This is a genomic window from Sphingopyxis sp. (assembly GCF_016463645.1).
In the GTDB taxonomy this organism is placed as follows: Bacteria; Pseudomonadota; Alphaproteobacteria; order Sphingomonadales; family Sphingomonadaceae; genus Sphingopyxis.
Genome location: NZ_JAEMQX010000006.1, coordinates 55,442 through 73,997 on the forward strand (window position 1 = coordinate 55,442; position 18,556 = coordinate 73,997).

Sequence of the window (18,556 nt, forward strand, 5' to 3'; positions counted from 1 at the left end):
AAAAGGGCCAAATCGTTTGCCCAGGACGCCTCTTGTCGCAGTCGTCGATGATGATGAAGCCATCCGTGAAGCCCTGTGCGATCTGCTGATGGTCACGGGGCTTTCCTGTAGCACCTTCGACAGTGCGTCGGCGTTCCTCAATGATGACGCTTCGCCCGATATCGACTGCCTGATCACCGATGTGCGGATGCCCGGCATGAGCGGGCTCGATATGCTCGAACATATGCGGGCCACGGGGTCGGACCTGCCGGTGATAGTCCTGACATCGGTTCTGGACGCCAGCGCTCGCGCGCGGGCGCTCGAACTGGGCGCCCAGGCCTGGTTGACAAAACCTGTCGCCGACGACGCGTTGCTCGACGAACTCCGGTCAGCGATTGGCGAGGATCAGTGGCCCGACGGGCCGGAACGGTGAACCCGGCACCGCCCGGCGAGCCGGCTCCGTCGGTGCAGAAGGATCCGCTTTACGTCGCGGCGCGGGCATCCGAACCAGAAATCGCGGATTTCGCTTCGGAAAGCGTCATCATTTTCGATATCGAGGGTGCGGTCCACTACTGGAACCCCGCCTCGGAAGCGCTATACGGATGGCCCGCACTGACGATTGTCGGCCGCGGCATCGGCCATCTGACGACGCGCAGCGAAAATGAGCGCGAGCACTGGCGCATGCTGCTTCAGGAAGGAACCTGGCAGGGGGTGGTCAGCCGGCGCACGCCATCAGGCATCCACATTGCGGTCGATATTCGCCAGTATGTCCGTTTCGCGCAGGACGGGACCCCGCGCGACGTGATCGAATATGGCCGACAGTCGCTGAATGAAGGTGCGGTGGCGGGGGCGGACTGGCATATTCCCGACCGGCTGATGGCGGCGAGTTGGGAAATCGACGTTTCGGATGCCGTGCCGTTGATCGCGAGGATCGCGCAGCAGCGCAAGCTGGCCGATGCGATCGACGAACGCGATCTCAACGCGCTCTATCTCCAGCTGGTGAAGGCCGCACGCATCGTCAATGTGAACGAACGGACGATGCGGCTGGTCGGAGGCAATCGTGGCCGCGACCTGATGATCGGACAGTCTGTCTCGGGATTCTGGCCGCTCGAAAGCCGGGTCGCGGTCGGTGGCCTAATCGCCGATGCGATGACCGGCGAGGTCGACGGGGCGACCTGCCGGCGCCAGATGCCTTCGGACGGCATCTTGCGCGACCCGCTCGTGACGGTTTGGCGCGCCGAGACGCCCGGGCGGATCTATGTCGCCGTCAACGGGACGGTCGATGACGACCGCTCCTATGTCTATCTGCGCGCAAGCGAGGCGCGCTACCGCAAGCTCGTCCATCATATGCCGGTGGCTTTGTGGCAGGTCGATGCCAGCCATATGGGGCGGATATATGCCGACATCCGCGCGGCGGGCGTCACCGATTTCGCCGCCTATCTCGACGCGCATCCCGAACTGGTCGATCTTGCCGCGACCACGGTGCAGGTGACTGACGTCAATCGCGCCGCGGTCGCGATGTTCGGGGGAGGAAGCGCGCTCGATCTGATGCGGCCGGTGGGCTATCTGTTCACGGCCAGCCGCCGCTCGCTCCGCAATGTGATGATCGGACGCTTCAATGGGCAAGCGGGCCACGACGAGATTACGAAAGTCCAGACCCTCGATGGCCGCGTGCTCGACGTACGCATGTCGGTCACCTATCCCAAGGCGCTTGCCGAACTCGACGTAACGATCTTCAGCTTCGAGGATGTGACCGAACGACTGAGCATCGAAGCGGAGTTGCGCCAGCTCCAGGCTGACTTTACCCACGCTGCGCGGATATCGATGCTGGGTGAATTGACGACATCGATCGCGCACGAAATCAATCAGCCGCTTGCTGCCATCGTCACCAACGCCGAAACGAGCCTGCGCTGGCTGTCGCGCGACGATCCCAATGTCGAGAAGGTCAAGGCGCTGACGGCGCGTATTGCGGCGAGCGGACGGCGCGCCAGCGATATCGTCCAGCATGTTCGCGGAATGGCGGCGAAACGCCGACCCGAACGATCGGCCATCGACCTCAACGAGATCGTGCAGGAATCGCTGACCTTCATCCGTCATGAAATCGAATCGCATTCGATCGGCATCGCCACGAATCTTGCGCGGGGCCTTCCTCGCACGATGGGCGACCGGATCCAGTTGCAGCAGGTCATCGTCAATCTGCTGATCAACAGCGTTCAGGCGGTCGAGACGCAGGGAAGGGACGGGCGCGCGATTTGCATCGGTACGCATTTGACCGACCGTGGCGCGCTTGCCTTCACCCTTCGCGATACCGGCCCCGGTATTCCGCCCGACGACATCGATCGCATCTTCGAAGGCTTCTTTACGACGAAGGAGGCGGGAATGGGGATCGGGCTTGCTATCTGCCAGTCTATCATTTCCGAGCATGGCGGATCGATCACCGCTGCGAATCACCCCGACGGCGGCGCGCAGTTCCGTTTTGAAATACCCGTCGAAACTGTCTGACGGCAGGAGGCGGCGCCGGGCCGGCTCCTGCCGTCGCGATCAGGCGCTGGCCGCGAAGACGGCGCGCATATAGTCGACCGCCTGTGCCACGGCGCCGCGTGCGGCGGGCGTGCCGGTGATCGGGTTCAGCATCATGAAATCGTGAATGGTCGCGTTGTAGCGAACCGCGGTAACCGGCACGCCGGCCTCCGCGAGCTTGCGGGCATAGGTTTCGCCTTCGTCGCGCAGCACATCATTTTCGTCGACGATCAACAGGGCCTGGGGGAGGCCGGCAAGCTGCACCGTCGCCGCGTTGACGGGCGATGCGAGGATTTCGGCACGGCGCGCGGTATCGGGCAGATACTGGTCCCAATACCAGGCCATCGCCCTGGCGGTGAGCCACGGACCGTCGGCGAACTCCCTGTAGGAGGCGCTGGACATCGATGCGTCGGTGACGGGGTAAAAGAGCAGTTGGGCGACGAAATCGGGCCCGCCGCGCTCCTTGGCCATCAGCGTCACCGCCGCGGCCATATTGCCGCCCACGCTGTCGCCCGCGACGGCGATACGCCCGGCGTCGGCGCCGAACGCATCCGCGTTCTCGGCGACATGACGCGCGACGGCATAGGCCTGTTCGATCGCGTTCGGATACTGGCTTTCCGGCGAGCGGTCATAATCGACGAAGACGAGAACCGCATTCGCCCCGATCGCGAGTTCGCGAACGAGCCGGTCGTGCGTCTGCTTGTCGCCGAGAACCCAGCCGCCGCCGTGGATATAGATGATCGCGGGAAGCGTGCCGGTCACGCCGGCAGGGCGGACGACGCGGATGTTCGTCTTGCCGGCCGGCCCCACGGGCAGCGCGCAGTCCTCGCTGTCGACCGCGAGCAGCGGAACGGTGGCCGATTGTTGCACCGACGACAGGACCGCGCGCGCATCGGTCGGCGTCAGCGTGTAGATCGCCGGCCCGTCGGGCAAGCCTTCGACAAAGGCCTTGGTGTCGGGCTCGAGTGGGGAGGGTGCCTTGTTCTTCGTCATGTCGGTCCTTTCGATCCGGGCGGGAACGCCCCGCCTCGGTCACCGGTCTGCCATCCGCCGGAGGCGCCCGGCTATCGTCCCGAAGCAGGTCGGCGACTGGCGAAGCCTTGCATGCCGCCTAACCTTTGGTTTGGGGGCTGCAACGTTCGCAGAGGGGTGGATCATACTTTGAACCGATAGGCGGCGGGGCGCGAAGACCGCATATCGGGCCATCCAATCAGAGGAAGGATGACCCCATGTATCGCTCCATTCGTTCGGCGGCGCTGGCCGCATTGCTCTTTTCCGGGACTGCCAATGCGCAGGCGGCAGATGACGCAGCCAAGCCGACGGTCGTGCTCGTGCATGGCGCATTCGCCGACTCCTCGGGCTGGAACGGCGTGATCGAACGTCTCGAAAAGGACGGCTATCCGGTGATCGCGGCGGCGAACCCGCTGCGCAGCGTCGCGGGCGACGCCGAAAGCGTCGCCGCCGTCGTCCGTTCGATCCCGGGGCAGGTGATTCTCGTCGGTCACAGCTATGGCGGCGTGGTCATTACCGAAGCCGCCAAAGGCAACGCCAATGTGAAGGCGCTCGTCTATGTTGCGGGCTTCCTGCCGGACACCGGGGAATCTGCGCTCACGCTGTCGGCAAAATTCCCCGGCAGCACACTCGGCGGCGCTCTTGCTCCGGTCGGCCTGCCGAACGGCGGGACCGATCTCTATATCCAGCCTGCCAAGTTTCATGAGCAGTTTGCCGCCGACGTTTCCGCCGAACAGGCGACATTGATGGCTGCGACGCAGCGCCCGGTAACGCAGGATGCGCTCAGCCAGCCGTCGAAGGCGGCGACGTGGAAGAGCCTGCCGAGCTATGTCATCTATGGCGCGGAGGATCAGAACATTCCGGCGGCAGCGATGAAATATATGGCCGATCGCGCTCACGCGCGCAAAACCGTCGCGGTCGCAAACGGCTCGCATGCGCTGATGGTATCGCACCCCCTCGAGGTTGCCGAACTGATCGAAAACGCCGCGACCGACCGGTAACCGGCCGGCGCGCCGCCCCCGATCAGTAGATCGGTGTAATCTGCATCTGCGGAAGCGGGCGCGGCGTTCCGTCGCTGAGATCGGGGCCCAAGTCGGCCCATTCGTTACCCTGTGCAACCAGATCGGCGAACAGCTTTTGCGAAGCGGCTTCGGCTGCGGCGGATCGGAACTTGTATGAAACCGGCGGCGGCGCGCCTGCTCGCACCGCTTCGAACGCCGGCGCATAGGCGGGGATCGGCGGCGCGAGCTTCGTGCTCGCAGCGATCCGGATCGAATAGCGTTGCAGTCCGGATGCAACATTGCGCCAGCGCACCCAATGATGATTGGCGAAAGAAAACTGGTACAGGCGTTCGCCCGCCGCGGTGCCCTTCCGCGATATGCTGTCGAGTATTTCCTGCGACATGTCGAGGTTCATGCCGCCCTCGGTCCGGTCGAGCGAGATGTGAACGATCCGGTCGCGCTGTCCCGGCGCGCGCGACTGGAGCAGGTCGCGCCAGTTCTGCATGGTGCTGATGATGCCGAACAGGAAGCTCGACATTTCGGCCAGCGCAAGGCGGCGGGCGATCGAACTATAGCTGCGTTGCCAGCCGCGATTGTTGTGGAGTGGGAGCCACACGGCCGCCTCGGCCCGGTCGCGCGGAAGCGGGAGTTCGGGGTTCTCCGTCGCGGAGGCGCCATCATTGCCTTGCGGATAGACGAGGTTGATCGCGAAAGTCGGCCAGCGGGGTAGCGGTGCGTCGAACAGGTGAAGCGGGAAATTGCTCGACACACCACCGTCCGAGAACCAGCAGATGCGGAAACGCTCGATCGACGAAACTGGGGCGTCGCCCCCCGTCGCCAGACTGTCGGTACTCTGACCAAGCGAGTTTTCATTTGTCTCTTCGCTATCATCGGACGTTTCGCCTTCCATGCCGCCCAGCGGCGTTCGCCGCGCGGCCGGTTCGTGGAGCGGCACCGCGCTGATGAGCAGCGGAAAGCTCAAACTCATCCGCATCGCGACAAGAACCGGCATCCGGCCCTCGACCGGCAGGCGGTAATAATCCCGCCCGTCAACGCGATCGGGCGGACCCGCCATCACGACCATCGCATCGACGACGGCGTTGGGAAACAGAAGGTCGAATTCCTCGCGCAGGAACCAGAAGGTGGCGTCGGTGAAGGGCAGGGTGCGCGGTTCGTGATGCGACACGCCGGTCGTGATCATCTGGAGCGAGATCGCTCTGTCAGTTTCGGGCTCGCCCGGATACCGGGGGGCGGTCCAAAGGTCGCCGAACAGCAACGGCTCCGACACGGGCTTGCCCGACAGTGACTGCAGGATTCCGTGGAGCCATTCGGTCAGCGCCGGCTTTTCACTGCCTTCGCGCGGAGCAAGACCTGAACAGAGGCCAAGCAAATTCCGCCGCGCCGTGCGCGCTACGCGCAGCACCGCACAAACCGCCGCGCCGAGATAGGCGCAGACCACCGACGGCAGCGCGGCCGCGGCGAGGCCGGGAGACCCTGCAAGCCAGAAACCGAAGCCGAGGAAGAGGCCGAGCAGAAGCAGCGTTTCGAGCGGCGCGATGGCCACCACCGCCACGGCGGCGGCAAGGCCTTTGCGGAGCGGACCCGCATTGCCCGCGAGCATCACGATCAGGCGATAGGCACTTCGTGCGCCGCGTGCGGGTTGAAAGAGGTTGAAGATGAAGCCTTGCGACGAAAGCTGCGCTGCAACGCGCCCAAGGCCCGCGAAGCCGAGCGTCGGCGGGCAGGGCGCGTCGGAGCCTGACGCGGCATGCTTGCGGTCGCCGAGCGCTGCCGCCGCGGTCGCCGCAGCGGCGATTGCGCCCGCCGAGGTTCCTCCGATATTCTTGAACCGGAAATCGCGCGAAAGTGCGAGTACGGCATTGGGATAAACGACGCCGCTCGTGATGCCGCCCTTCATCACCAGGTCGCAATAGCGGGTGGGAGTCTGGCTCATGTCTTCCTCTCCGGGACGTAGGGGCCTCGAATGTCTCGCCGATTCCGGCGCATGGGGCAAGTCGGCGCCGGGCAATCCACAAGCCATTTGCTTCTGCTGTGTTGGGATTGTAATACGGGCGCCGCGCATGAAATGGTTCCGTAAACCCGCAGGCCCCGACCCGACCCTCGCCATGACGCCGGGCGGCCCGTTCGCCGATATCCCCCCGGCGCCCTCGCCACCCGTTCCCGAGACGCGGCGGCGTAAATGGATGCGCCGCATCTCGCGCGGCTTTGCGATCTTCAGCATCGCTTTCCTGCTGCTCGTCGGCTGGCTTGCGCTCACGGCCCCTCTGTCGAAATCGCTCGAACCGATCGCGCCGCCCCAGATCACCCTTCTGGCGTCCGATGGCACGCCGATTGCGCGTACCGGTGCGATCGTCGATACGCCGGTAAAGGCAAGGGACCTGCCGAGACATGTGACCGGCGCCTTTCTCGCGATCGAGGACCGGCGCTTCTACACCCATTGGGGCGTCGATCCGCGCAGTATCGCGCGCGCGGTCTGGAGCAATGTTACGGGCGGCCGGACGCAGGGCGGCAGCACGATTACCCAGCAGCTCGCCAAATTCACCTTCCTGACGCCGAAGCGCACACTCGGTCGCAAGGCGCGTGAGGCGCTGATCGCCTTCTGGCTGGAAGCCTGGTTGACGAAGGACGAGATCCTAGAACGCTATCTTTCGAACGCCTATTTCGGCGACAATACCTATGGCCTGCGGGCCGCCTCGCTCCACTATTTCTATCGCCAGCCCGAAAAGCTGACCCCGGCGCAGGCGGCGATGCTCGCGGGACTGGTGCAGGCGCCATCGCGCCTCGCGCCGACGCGCAACCCTGACCTCGCTGAAAAGCGCATGAAGCTCGTGCTCGCGGCAATGGTCGACACCGGCTATATGACCGAGGCGGAAGCGAAAGCCCTCCGCACCCCGCGTATCGATGTACGTACGCGCAACACGCTGCCGACCGGTACCTATTTTGCCGACTGGGCGCTGCCCGAGGCACGCAAGCTCAGCGATGTCGGCTATTCGCGCCAGACGATCACGACGACGCTCGATGCCCGACTGCAATCGGTCGCGCGCCGCGTGACGAGCCGCGCGGGTCTCGGCAAGGCGCAGGTTGCGCTTGTCGCGATGCGCCCGAACGGCGAGGTCGTCGCGATGATCGGCGGCAAGGACTATGCGGCCTCACCCTTCAACCGCGCGACGCAGGCACGGCGCCAGCCGGGCTCGACCTTCAAGCTCTTCGTCTATCTCGCCGCGCTGCGTGCGGGCTGGGATCCCGAAGACATGATCGACAATAGCGCGATCGAGACCGGGGCCTATCGTCCCAAAAATTCGGGCGGCGCCTATTCGAAGGAAATCAGCCTCGAAGATGCCTTCGCTTCGTCGAGCAACGTCGCCGCGGTGCGCTTGCTCCGCGAGATCGGCGACGACAAGGTGATCGACATGGCGCGCGACCTGGGCGTCACCGCGCCGATGACGCAAGGCGACCCCAGCCTTGCGCTCGGCACATCGAGCATGACCCTGCTCGAACTCACTGCCGCCTATGCCGCCGTCGCGGCGAACCGCTATCCGGTCGAGCCCCACGCGTTCGAGGCCGAGGAAAAGGGCTGGTTCGAAAATCTGATCTGGGGTCCGTCGAGCTTCGGGTCGCGCGAGCATGAGGATATCGAAAAAATGCTGCGCGCCGCGGTCAATCGCGGCACCGGTCGCGCGGCTAGGCTGCCGCAGGCGAATTTCGGCAAGACGGGGACAAGCCAGGACAATCGCGACGCGCTCTTTGTCGGCTATGCCAACGGCCTCGTCGTCGGGGTATGGATCGGCAACGACGACAATACACCGCTGCAGGGCATCTCGGGCGGCGGCCTGCCGGCGCGCATCTGGCGCGATTTCATGACTCAGGCATCGGGAAGGCCTGCCGCGCCGCGGCCCAGGCCCGCCGATCCCGCCGGGCCCATCGAACCGCTCGACATTCCGGACATCGGCGACATCCCTGTCGGGGATCGCACGCGCGTCGGCATCGAAGGCGGCGATGCGGTGATTTCGACCGAGATCAACGGCAGCCGTATCGACCTGCGCCTGCCGCTCCGCGAAGGCCGCCCGGCCGGGACAGACGGGGCTCCGCCGCCCGTGACCGTGGCCGAGCCCCAGCCTCCACCCGGCTAAGGCGCGGCTCAGCCCGGCGGCAGGAGTTCGAACGCCGCTGTCGCCATCGACTTTCCGTTCACGATCAATTCGACTTCGTGCCGCCCGGGATGGTGTCGCCGGGTACTGAAATCGCGGATTGTCTGACCGATTCCGAGCGAAGCGGTATCGCCCGCCGCGAGCTCGAACGTCTTGAGCTTGAAGACCTTGGGCGCGCTCTTGCCGCCGGCGCGTGCGTAATGGACGCAATAATCGACGACAAGTCGCTGCTCGCCCGTCGCTTCCGAGACAAGCTCGGCCGTGATGGCGATCCGATCGCCGAGGCGTACCGTCGCTGGCGAAATCGCAAAGTTGCGCACGGTCACCGCCGCGCCGTGTCCGACCCCGATCAGCGCGAGCGCGCCGGCATCTCCCTTCTTGATCAGCGTGCGCAGCGCGTGGCGAATGATCCAGACCGTACGGGCATCCTCCTGCGGCCACGTCGCAAGGCGGGCGAGAAGCCAGTCCGGGCGATCCTTGGCGATGTCGTTCAGGTGATTTGCGACCGACTTGCGGACATAAAGGCTGGGATCGGCCTTCAGCGTTTCGAGGATCGGCGCGGCGAGCGTCGGATCGGCCTTCAGTGCGGGAATGCGCGCCGCCCACGGCAGCCGCGGGCGGGCGCCTTCACTCGCAAGCCGGCGGACGTGATCGTTGTCGCTGGCGGTCCAGCGCGCCATCGTTGCCAGCGCGCGCGGCGGGTTGGCGGCGAGGAATGGCCGGATCGCAAATTCGGCCGAGCCGTAACGGGTGAGGTCGGCGAGCGCTTCCATCGACGCGTCGAAATCGCCGAGACCATAGCGCGCGACATATTCGGTGACGGCAATCGCCTGAAACCCATGGGTCAGGAACGGCGCCATCGCGCGAAGGGCGTCGAGCGCCGCCGGATAGTCGATGGGCAGGGCGCCGCGCAGCGCGTCGGCGATATGCCGAACGCGCTCCATGATCGACAGCGCGTCGAGCCCGTTCGATGCGACGGTCAGAAAGGCGGCGCGATCGAAGTGCGGCGACGCCGTCGCCCCGGCATCCGCGATTGTTTCCAGCGCCCGCGGGCCGAGGATATCCTTGAGCAGGATGGGGGAGGTGGTTTCGCCTGTCATCGAGCTTCCATCTTGGTGCGGCGCATATCGCCGTGCGGATAGGCGCCGCATAGCAACGGCCACCGTCCGGTTCGAATATTTTCATCGTGGTGCCGGCCTCACCATGTCGCGCAACCATGTCAATTTCATTCACACTCGTGAGAGTGAATATTGACTCGCGGCCCAGGCGCTGCCATGAAGGCGCCATGCCGACGATCGAGCGGCGACTTTTGGGAGAGGGCAAGATGAGGGTTCAGCTGTTTGCGTCCGTATGCGCGGGCGCGCTTTTCGCAATCCCGGCGGCCGCCGTCGCACAGGATGCTGCCGAGGCGGCGCCACAGGCCGACGAAACGCGCGACGGCAACGACATCATCGTCACCGCGACACGCCGCGAGGAACGCATTCAGGATGTGCCGATCAGCATCTCGGCCTTTTCGCAGTCGGAGCTGACCGAAAAAGGCATCGTCGGTTACGAAGGCATCGGGCGCGAGACGCCGGGCGTGGTGCTCAACAAGCCGACCGCCAACTTCAACAATTTCACCGCGCGCGGCATCGCAACCAACGGCTATAACGCCAACCTGCAAAGCTCGGTCGCCATCTACATCGACGAGCTTCCCGTCTCGACCATCGGCAACACCACCGTCGTCGATCCGAACCTGTTCGACGTCGAGCGGGTCGAATTCCTGCGCGGGCCACAGGGGACGCTGTTTGGGTCGGGTTCGCTTTCGGGCGCCATGCGCATCCTGCAGAAGAGTCCGGATCTCAATGATTTTGACACCTCGGCGCTCGTCGATTTTGGACTGACCGGGTCTGACAGTTTTCGCCAGCGTTACAATGCGATGGTCAATGTCCCGCTTGTCGAGGACAAGCTCGCGCTCCGCGTCGTAGGCTTCTACCGCGACGAGGAGGGCTATCTCGACAATGTCGGGACCGGCGTGAAGAATTCGAACACGCTGATCGATTATGGCGGCCGTGCAACCTTGCTGTGGCGCCCGACCGATCGCCTCTCGATCAAGCTGCTCGGCAGTTACGAATACAGCAATCCGAAGGACAGCTCGCTGACCGACCCGTCGCTCGGTCGCAACAAGCGCGTTTCGGACGAGCCCGACCGTTTCACCGGCAAGCAGACGATCGCGAACGCGACGCTCGAATATGAATTCGATTTTGCCAAACTCACCAGTTCGTCGACCTATTCGGATTTCGACCAGCGCTTCTATGTCGACCTCGCCGGCACTTTCCCGCCGGGTTCTTTCCCCGGCGCGCCGATTGCCTTCGGTCTCGACGCCGATGCCTATGACAAGGTCTTCGTACAGGAAACGCGGCTCGCTTCGACGCTCGACGGCCCGTTCCAGTTCGTCGTCGGCGGCTTCTACCTCCATCGTCGCCGCGACGTCGATTACTTCTACCGGTCGAACCTCGATTTCCTCGCGGATCGCAACATGACGGGGTTGCCCGACAAATATTTCCAGAAACTCTACACCCACTCGATCAGCAAGGAGATCGCGGGGTTCGGCGAACTCACCTATCGTTTCTCCGACAAATTCTGGCTGACCGGGGGCATGCGTTACGGCGAGACATCGGCGCAGGCCTTTACCGAGGCGGGGGGCTATCTCGCGACGGCGGCAGGGTTCAACTATTACGACTATTCGCTGCTCGGTCTGCCGGTGAACTTCACGACCTTCACCCCCTATGCCGCCGCCGAGGGAGTGAAGGCCAAGGGATCGAAACCGTCGTGGAAAGCGAGCGCGACCTTCAAGCCGAGCGACGCGCTCACCACCTATGCGACCTTCTCGACCGGTTTTCGCGCGCCGATCGTCAACGCCCGCGCCGGTGCGCCCAGTCTTGTCGATGACACCGACATCATCATCCCGTACGGCGCCACCTCCGACAATCTCAAAAGCTACGAGGTCGGTGCGAAGGCGCGCTGGCTCGACGGACGGGTAACGATGAACGCCGCCTTCTACCTCATCGACTGGAAGAATATCCAGGCGCAGGCGAACCGCCAGTCGGACTCGGTGCAGTTCGCGACGAACATCGGCGCCGCGCGCAGCAAGGGTTTCGAATTCGAGATCGGGGTGATCCCCGCGACCGGCTGGGCGATCGGGTTCAACGGCGCCTACAACGACGCGAAGATCACCAAGCTGTCGCCCGAGGAAGCGGCGATCTCGGGCGCGGTGCTCGGTCATCGGCTGTCGGCGCCGCGCATTCAGGGGTCGGCCTATATCGCTTACAGCTTCAACCTCGCGAACGACGTCGAGGCGACGATGGCAGCGAATGCGCAGCATATCGGATCGTACAACAGCAGCTTTCCGAACACCCCGGGCAATCCGAACCTGCCGCTCTCGACGTTCGGGAAAACGGATGCCTACAGCAACGTCAATTTGAGCTTCGGTTTGAAGAAGGGCGATATTTCGGCGCAATTCTATGTCGAGAACCTCTTCGACGATCATTCGATCACCTATATCCACCCCGAAGCTTTCCTCGTGAGCCGCTTCGGCACGATGCGCCCGCGCACCTTCGGCGTCCGCCTCGGTTACAGCCTGTAATCATGGTGGCGGCCGGTCATACGCAGCCGGGCGCGTCGGCGGCGCGCCCGTCCTTCGTGCTGGGGATGCTCTGTTTCGTCTACATCCTGAACTTCCTCGACCGCCAGCTCCTGTCGATCCTCGCGAAGCCGATCCAGGATTCGCTTCAGATCACCGACGGCCAGCTCGGGCTGATCAGCGGGCTCTATTTCGCGATGTTCTATTGCTTCATCGCGATCCCCGTCGGCTGGTTCGCCGACCGGACGAGCCGCGTCGGGGTCCTGTCGGCCGCCTGCGCGATCTGGAGCGGCGCGACGGTCGCGTGCGGCATGGCCGCCAACTATACGCAGCTCGTAGTGGCGCGCATGGTCGTCGGTTTCGGCGAAGCGGGCGGGGTGCCGCCGTCCTATGCGATCATCACCGACACCTATCCGCCGGGCAAGCGCGCCGCCGCGCTCGGCATCTTCAACCTGGGACCGGCGATCGGCGCGGCGGCGGGGGTGGCATTCGGCGCCGCGATCGCGGAGCGGTTCGGCTGGCGCATTCCCTTCATCGCCGTGGGCGCGATCGGGATCGTCACGGCGCTGGTCGTCTGGTTGACGGTGCGCGAGCCGAAGCGCGGCGCGACCGACGTCGGCGGCCCGGTCCCGGCTGCGGGCGTTCCGACCGAAGGGAAGGCCCCGTTCTGGCCGACGGTGCGCATGTTCGTGTCGCACCCGACCCTGATGCTCGCGGCGCTCGGCAGCGGCGCGACGCAGTTCGTGACCTATGGTCTCGGCAATTTCGCGGTGCTGTTCCTGATGCGCGAAAAGGGCATGGTGCTGGGCGAAGTCGCGATCTGGTACGCGCTGGTCCTGCTCGTCGGCATGGGCGGCGGGATGATCGTATCGGGCCGCGTGATCGACCGGATGGTCCGCAAGTCGCGCACGGGCTATGCGATCGCCCCCGCGCTGTCGCTGGCGGTCGCGATGCCCTTTTATCTCGCCTTCGTCTGGGCGCCGGGCTGGCCGCTCGCGCTGGCGCTGCTCACCGTCGTGATGATCTTCAATTACTTCTACCTCTCGGCTTCCGTCGCGTTGGTGCAGGACGAAGTGCAACCGGGCCAGCGCGTGCTCGCCGGGGCCTTGCTGCTTCTCATCATGAACTTCATCGGACTGGGGCTGGGGCCGACGTGGGTCGGCTTCGCCAGCGACTGGTTTACCGCGCAGGGCGACCTCCACGGGCTGCAAACGGCGCTTTACACGCTGACGCCCTTTTATTTGATCGCGATCGGACTTTTCCTCTGGCTCGCGCGGCGATTGCGCCGGGAAGATATCGGGCAGGAGATACGGGCATGAAAAAGCTGCTTGGCGCATTGTCGGCGGGCGGGCTCGTGATGGCGGTTCCCGCCGTCGCCGCGAGCCCGGTGGTCGAAACGCCCGCCGGTACGGTGGAAGGCAAGACCGTCGGCAAGATCCGCGAGTTCAAGGGCATTCCCTTCGCCCGGCCGCCGGTCGGCGAGCTGCGCTGGAAAGCCCCGCTGCCGCTGCCCGCATGGGAGGGCGTCCGCAAGGCGCAGAGCTTTGGCGCCGCGTGTGTCCAGCCGCGTCCGAACGCGGTGCATATCTACGCCAATCCGCCCGCGAAGATTTCCGAAGATTGCCTGACGCTCAACATCTGGGCGCCGGAAAAGGCGAAGGACGCGCCGGTGATCGTCTGGATCCACGGCGGCGCGCTTTCCACCGGTTACAGCCACGAGGCGATGTACGACGGCGCGAAGCTCGCCGCGCGCGGTGCGATCATCGTCTCGATCAACTACCGCCTCGGCGTCCTCGGCTATATGGCCCATCCGGCGCTGAGTGCGGAATCGGCGGACGGCGTGTCGGGCAACTATGGCCTGCTCGACCAGATCGCGGCGCTCGAATGGGTGAAGGCGAATATCGGCGCGTTCGGCGGCGATGCGAACAATGTCACCATCGCGGGCGAATCCGCGGGCGCGCTCAGCGTGATGTATCTGATGGCGTCGCCGAAAGCGCGCGGCCTGTTCCACAAGGCGATCGCGCAGAGCGCCTATATGATCTCGACCCCGTCGCTGAAGGAGGTGCGCCACGGCGAGCCCGCCGCCGAGGCGACCGGGGAAAAGGTCGCTGCCGCGCTCGGTGCCGCCGATATCGCCGCTCTGCGCGCGCTCGATCCGGTCGCGCTGACCGACGGCGCGGCCAGGGCGGGCTATTTTCCGTGGGGCACCGTCGATGGCAAGATCCTGCCCGACCAGCTCGTCGATATCTTCGACCGCGGCGAGCAGGCGCCGGTGCCGATGATCGCGGGCTTCAACATCGGCGAAATCCGGTCGCTGCGCATTCTCGCGCCGCCGCCGCCCGCCAATGCCGCGGCCTATGAAACGGCGATCCGCGAACGCTATGGCGACCTCGCCGACGCCTGGCTCAAGCTGTATCCCGCGAAGGATCTGGGCGAGGCGGTGCTCGCGGCCCCGCGTGACGCGCTTTATGGCTGGACCTCGGAGCGGCTGGCGATCCGGCAGACGGCGCTTGGTCAGTCCGCTTATCTGTATCTTTTCGATCATGGCTATCCCGCCGCGAGCGACGCCGGGCTGCACGGTTTTCATGCGGCCGAAATCCCCTACGTGTTCGGTACCGCCAGCGACACGCCGCCCTATTGGCCGAAGATTCCCGACAGCGTTGGCGAACGCCGTTTCGCCGCCGCGATGGGCGATTACTGGGTATCCTTCGCCAGAACCGGCAAGCCCGAGGCTGCGGGGCAGGCGCCTTGGCGCCTCTATGGCACGGAGGCCGCCTTCATGGCATTCGCCGACGTGCCGCGCCCCGGTACGCGGCTGATGCCGGGCATGTATGCGCTGCACGAGGCGGCGGTCTGCCGCCGCCGCGCTGCGGGCAACCAGCCGTGGAACTGGAACACCGGTATCGTGTCGCCGGTGCTGGCAAAGGGCCCGGCCTGCCCATGATCCACGGTAGCATGCAGGATTACCCGCTGACCCTCGACAAATTCCTCGATCACGCCGCGCGGTGGCACGGCGAGGCCGAGGTCGTCACGGCGCGCGAGGATGGCAGTATCGCGCGGGTAGGCTATGCGGCCTTGCGCGATCGCAGCCTTGCGATCTCGTCGTTGCTGGCGGGCTTCGGCGTCATCGAGGGCGACCGTGTCGCGACGCTCGCGTGGAACAGCCAGGCGCATGTCGAGGCATGGTATGCGACGATGGGAATGGGCGCCGTCTGCCACACGCTCAACCCGCGCCTCACCGCGCCGCAGCTCGCGGCGATGGCGATGCAGTCGGGCGCGAAGCTGCTGATCGTCAGCGCCGACCTGCTGCCGCTCGCGCGGTCGATCGTCGAGCGTGTGCCGGCGATCGGGCAGGTGCTGGTGATCGATGGCTCCGCAGGTGGCTGGCCTGCGGCCGCTCCCCCGCTCCGCGAACTCGAAATATTGATCGGCGATGCATCGGGCGGCGCCAAATGGGGCGGTTTCGACGAGCGCTCGCCCGCCGGCCTCTGCTTCACCTCCGGCACGACGGGTGCGCCGAAGGGTGTGACCTATACTCACCGGGCGAGCTTCCTCCATACGCTCCGTGCCTTGCAGGCCGACGTTATGGCCTTCACTCACCGCGATGCCGTGCTTGCCGTCGTGCCGATGTTTCACGCCAATGCCTGGGGCCTGCCCTTCGCGCTTCCCGCAGTCGGCGGCAAGCTTGTGCTCCCCGGGCGTCAGGCCGACGGGGCAAACCTTGCGCGGCTGATCGCGGCTGAGGGAGTCACGGTCGGTGTCGGTGTGCCGACCGTCTGGCTCGGCGTTGTCGAGCATCTCGAGGCAGCGGGGGGCGAACTGCCGTCGCTGAAGCGCATCATCGTCGGGGGCGCGCCGATGCCGCCCGCGCTGATGGAACGTATCGAGCGGCGGCTTGGGGTCACGGTGCAGACAAGCTGGGGCATGACCGAGCTGTCGCCGCTCGGCACGATCACGCCGCCCGATGATCCGCTACGCAGCGCGTCGGTATCTGGCCGGCCGGCGATCGGCGTCGACTTGCTGCTTACCGACGCGTCCGGTGTGGCGCTTCCCGAGCAGCGGGGAGGCGAGGGGCATTTGCGCGTGCGCGGTCCGGCGGTGGTCGAACGCTATCTCGGGCAGGAGGAATCGGCGACCGATCCCGACGGCTGGTTCGTGACCGGCGACCTCGCGCGGATCGACGCGCGCGGCAATCTGTCGATCACCGGCCGCGCCAAGGATCTGATCAAGTCGGGTGGCGAATGGATCAATCCCGCCGAGATCGAGGCGATCGTCGGCGCGCTGCCGGAGGTGTCGCTCGCCGCAGTCATCGGCCGCGAGGACCCCAAATGGGGCGAGCGGCCGGTGCTGCTCGTGGAACTGGGCGCCGATGCCGATATCAGTGACGCCGACCTGCTTGCGCCGCTGGCCGGGCGGGTTGCGCCTTGGTGGATTCCCGATGCCGTCGTGCGCCTCTCCGCCATGCCGCTGGCGCCGACCGGAAAAATCGATAAGATTCGCTTGCGGAACGACCATGGCGGGGGTTGATCCGCAATCGGGCGTTGCGGCAGGGGCGGCGACGGAACAGAAATTGAAAGTCGGACGAGTGACGGAAAAGGCGAAAACGCGTCGGCGATCGACCAAGGCCGAACAGCGCGCCGAGACGATGGAGCAGATCCTCGACGAGGCCGAACTGCTCTTTTCGCGGCACGGCCTGCACGGCGTGACGCTGAAGGACGTCGCCAAACGGGTGGGCGTCCACCACACGCTGCTCAACTATTATTTCGAGGACAAGAAGAAGCTGTTCGACGCCGTTTTCGCGCGTCGCGCGGTCGTGACAAGTACGAAGCGGATGCAGGCGCTCGACGAATATGACCGCGCGAGCGGCGGCAAACCGACCATAGAGGGCGCGCTCCACGCCTTCCTCGACACCGACCTCGATCTCTATATCCACGGCGGCGACGGATGGAAAAATTACGGCGCGCTCGGCGCGCAGGTTGCGAATACCCCCGAATGGGGCGCCGAATTGATGGACAGCCATTTCGACCCCGTCGTGCTTCGTCTGATCGAACTTTTGAAGAAGGCGATGCCCGATTGCGCCGAGGAAGATATCTTCTGGGGCTATCATTTCGTGACCGGCGCGCTGATGGTCACGCTCGCGCGCACCGGACGCATCGACAAGCTGTCGGGCGGCGTCTGCAAGTCCGAGGATTTCGAGGCGATCAAGGCGCGCATGGCTTCGTTCATGGCCGCGGGCTTCGTGCAAATCTGCAACAAGAAGGCTTAGGCGGGCGGGGCTGCAATTCTTCCTCCCTTTGCTTGCACATGATATTAACTCACTAGAGAGTGAATGGAGATTGATATGAGGGATGACGCATTGGCGCTGAGGGATCGGATTGCGATCGTGACGGGGGCAGGCGGCGGGTTGGGCCGCGCCCATGCGCTCTATCTCGCGAAACAGGGCGCACGCGTCGTCGTGAATGACCTCGCGCTGTCTGCGGCCCGGGAGGTCGCCGCCGAAATCGCGGCGAATGGTGGCGAGGCACGGGCGATTGCGGCATCGGTGGCTGACGAGACCGCAGTGAATGCCATGGTTCACGATACGCTGGCAGTGTGGGGCCGCGTCGATATCCTCGTCAACAATGCCGGCATATTGCGCGACAAGAGCTTCGCAAAGATGAGCATCGACGATTTTCGTCTGGTTGTCGACGTCCATCTGATGGGCGCCGCGATTTGCTGCAAGGCGGTGTGGGATACGATGCGAGCGCAGCAATATGGCCGCATCGTCATGACGACCTCCTCGTCGGGTCTGTGGGGCAATTTCGGGCAGGCCAATTACGGCGCCGCGAAAATGGCGCTTGTCGGCCTGATGCAGACGCTGGCGATCGAGGGCGAGAAATACGGCATTCGCGTCAACAGCCTCGCGCCGACCGCGGCGACGCAGATGACGCATGGCGTGCTTTCGGACGCCAGCCTCGAACTGCTCGACCCCGCGCTTGTGAGCCCCGGCTTACTTGCGCTCGTCGGCGACGATGCGCCGACGCGGGCGATCCTCTGCGCAGGCGCCGGCCATTTCGCCACTGCCGACGTGACGCTGTCCGAAGGGCGCCATATCGCCCCGGCGGCCGATGCGGGCAAGCAACTCGTCGAATGCTGGGCCGATGTTTCCAAACGCGACGGTGCAATCGTACCCGCATATGGTTTCACACAGGCCGAGCGCGAACTGGCGAGCGCCGGGTCGCAACTGCCGGCAATGGCTGTGACGCGGTAAATCC

The 18,556-nt window shown here is 65.1% G+C and carries 13 protein-coding genes; 10 read left to right on the plus strand and 3 right to left on the minus strand.

From position 1 onward, the window contains the following. The first annotated feature begins 16 nt into the window (after nt 1-16). Nucleotides 17-412: a response regulator gene (locus JHC57_RS03225; protein WP_294028614.1), complete on the plus strand. Its 396-nt coding sequence runs from the start codon at nt 17-19 to the stop codon at nt 410-412. Further along, entirely contained in the window at nt 388-2,481 is a 2,094-nt protein-coding gene (locus JHC57_RS03230; RefSeq protein WP_294028616.1) for a PAS domain-containing sensor histidine kinase, read from the plus strand. The genes JHC57_RS03225 and JHC57_RS03230 overlap by 25 nt, the downstream gene beginning before the upstream one ends. 39 nt (nt 2,482-2,520) lie before the next feature. Here the strand turns inward: JHC57_RS03230 and JHC57_RS03235 are convergent, their stop codons facing one another. Next, entirely contained in the window at nt 2,521-3,492 is a 972-nt protein-coding gene (locus tag JHC57_RS03235) for an alpha/beta hydrolase (RefSeq protein WP_294028617.1), read from the minus strand. A gap of 236 nt (nt 3,493-3,728) precedes the next feature. Between JHC57_RS03235 and JHC57_RS03240 the strand changes: the two genes are divergently transcribed. Next, on the plus strand, nt 3,729-4,511 hold the full coding sequence (locus tag JHC57_RS03240; RefSeq protein WP_294028619.1) for an alpha/beta hydrolase: 783 nt from the start codon (nt 3,729-3,731) through the stop codon (nt 4,509-4,511). Between the two features lie 22 nt (nt 4,512-4,533). On the opposite strand, the gene JHC57_RS03245 is transcribed toward JHC57_RS03240, so the two are convergent. Continuing rightward, entirely contained in the window at nt 4,534-6,465 is a 1,932-nt protein-coding gene (locus JHC57_RS03245; RefSeq protein WP_294028621.1) for a patatin-like phospholipase family protein, read from the minus strand. 172 nt (nt 6,466-6,637) lie between these two features. Between JHC57_RS03245 and JHC57_RS03250 the strand changes: the two genes are divergently transcribed. Then, nucleotides 6,638-8,662, plus strand: a complete 2,025-nt coding sequence (locus tag JHC57_RS03250) for a transglycosylase domain-containing protein (protein ID WP_294028666.1) — start codon at nt 6,638-6,640, stop codon at nt 8,660-8,662. 8 nt (nt 8,663-8,670) lie between these two features. On the opposite strand, the gene JHC57_RS03255 is transcribed toward JHC57_RS03250, so the two are convergent. Further along, complete coding sequence (locus JHC57_RS03255) at nt 8,671-9,780, minus strand: DNA alkylation repair protein (protein WP_294028622.1); 1,110 nt, start codon at nt 9,778-9,780, stop codon at nt 8,671-8,673. Between the two features lie 224 nt (nt 9,781-10,004). On the opposite strand from JHC57_RS03255, the gene JHC57_RS03260 reads away from it, so the two are divergent. The 6 genes from JHC57_RS03260 to JHC57_RS03285 all read left to right on the plus strand — a co-directional run bounded on the left by JHC57_RS03260 (nt 10,005) and on the right by JHC57_RS03285 (nt 18,552). Next, nucleotides 10,005-12,305 carry a TonB-dependent receptor gene (locus JHC57_RS03260; protein ID WP_294028623.1) on the plus strand — a complete coding sequence of 767 codons (2,301 nt, stop codon included), beginning with the start codon at nt 10,005-10,007 and terminating at the stop codon, nt 12,303-12,305. A 2-nt stretch (nt 12,306-12,307) separates the two neighbouring features. After that, nucleotides 12,308-13,621, plus strand: a complete 1,314-nt coding sequence (locus JHC57_RS03265; protein ID WP_294028625.1) for an MFS transporter — start codon at nt 12,308-12,310, stop codon at nt 13,619-13,621. Next, a complete protein-coding gene (locus tag JHC57_RS03270; protein WP_294028627.1) occupies nt 13,618-15,246 on the plus strand; it encodes a carboxylesterase family protein in 1,629 nt (542 codons plus the stop codon). Before JHC57_RS03265 ends, JHC57_RS03270 begins: the two co-directional genes overlap by 4 nt. Beyond that, nucleotides 15,243-16,829: an AMP-binding protein gene (locus JHC57_RS03275; RefSeq protein ID WP_294028628.1), complete on the plus strand. Its 1,587-nt coding sequence runs from the start codon at nt 15,243-15,245 to the stop codon at nt 16,827-16,829. Before JHC57_RS03270 ends, JHC57_RS03275 begins: the two co-directional genes overlap by 4 nt. Nucleotides 16,830-16,872: 43 nt before the next feature. After that, on the plus strand, nt 16,873-17,568 hold the full coding sequence (locus JHC57_RS03280) for a TetR/AcrR family transcriptional regulator (protein ID WP_294028629.1): 696 nt from the start codon (nt 16,873-16,875) through the stop codon (nt 17,566-17,568). Between the two features lie 75 nt (nt 17,569-17,643). Then, entirely contained in the window at nt 17,644-18,552 is a 909-nt protein-coding gene (locus JHC57_RS03285) for an SDR family NAD(P)-dependent oxidoreductase (protein WP_294028631.1), read from the plus strand. Nucleotides 18,553-18,556: the final 4 nt, after the last annotated feature.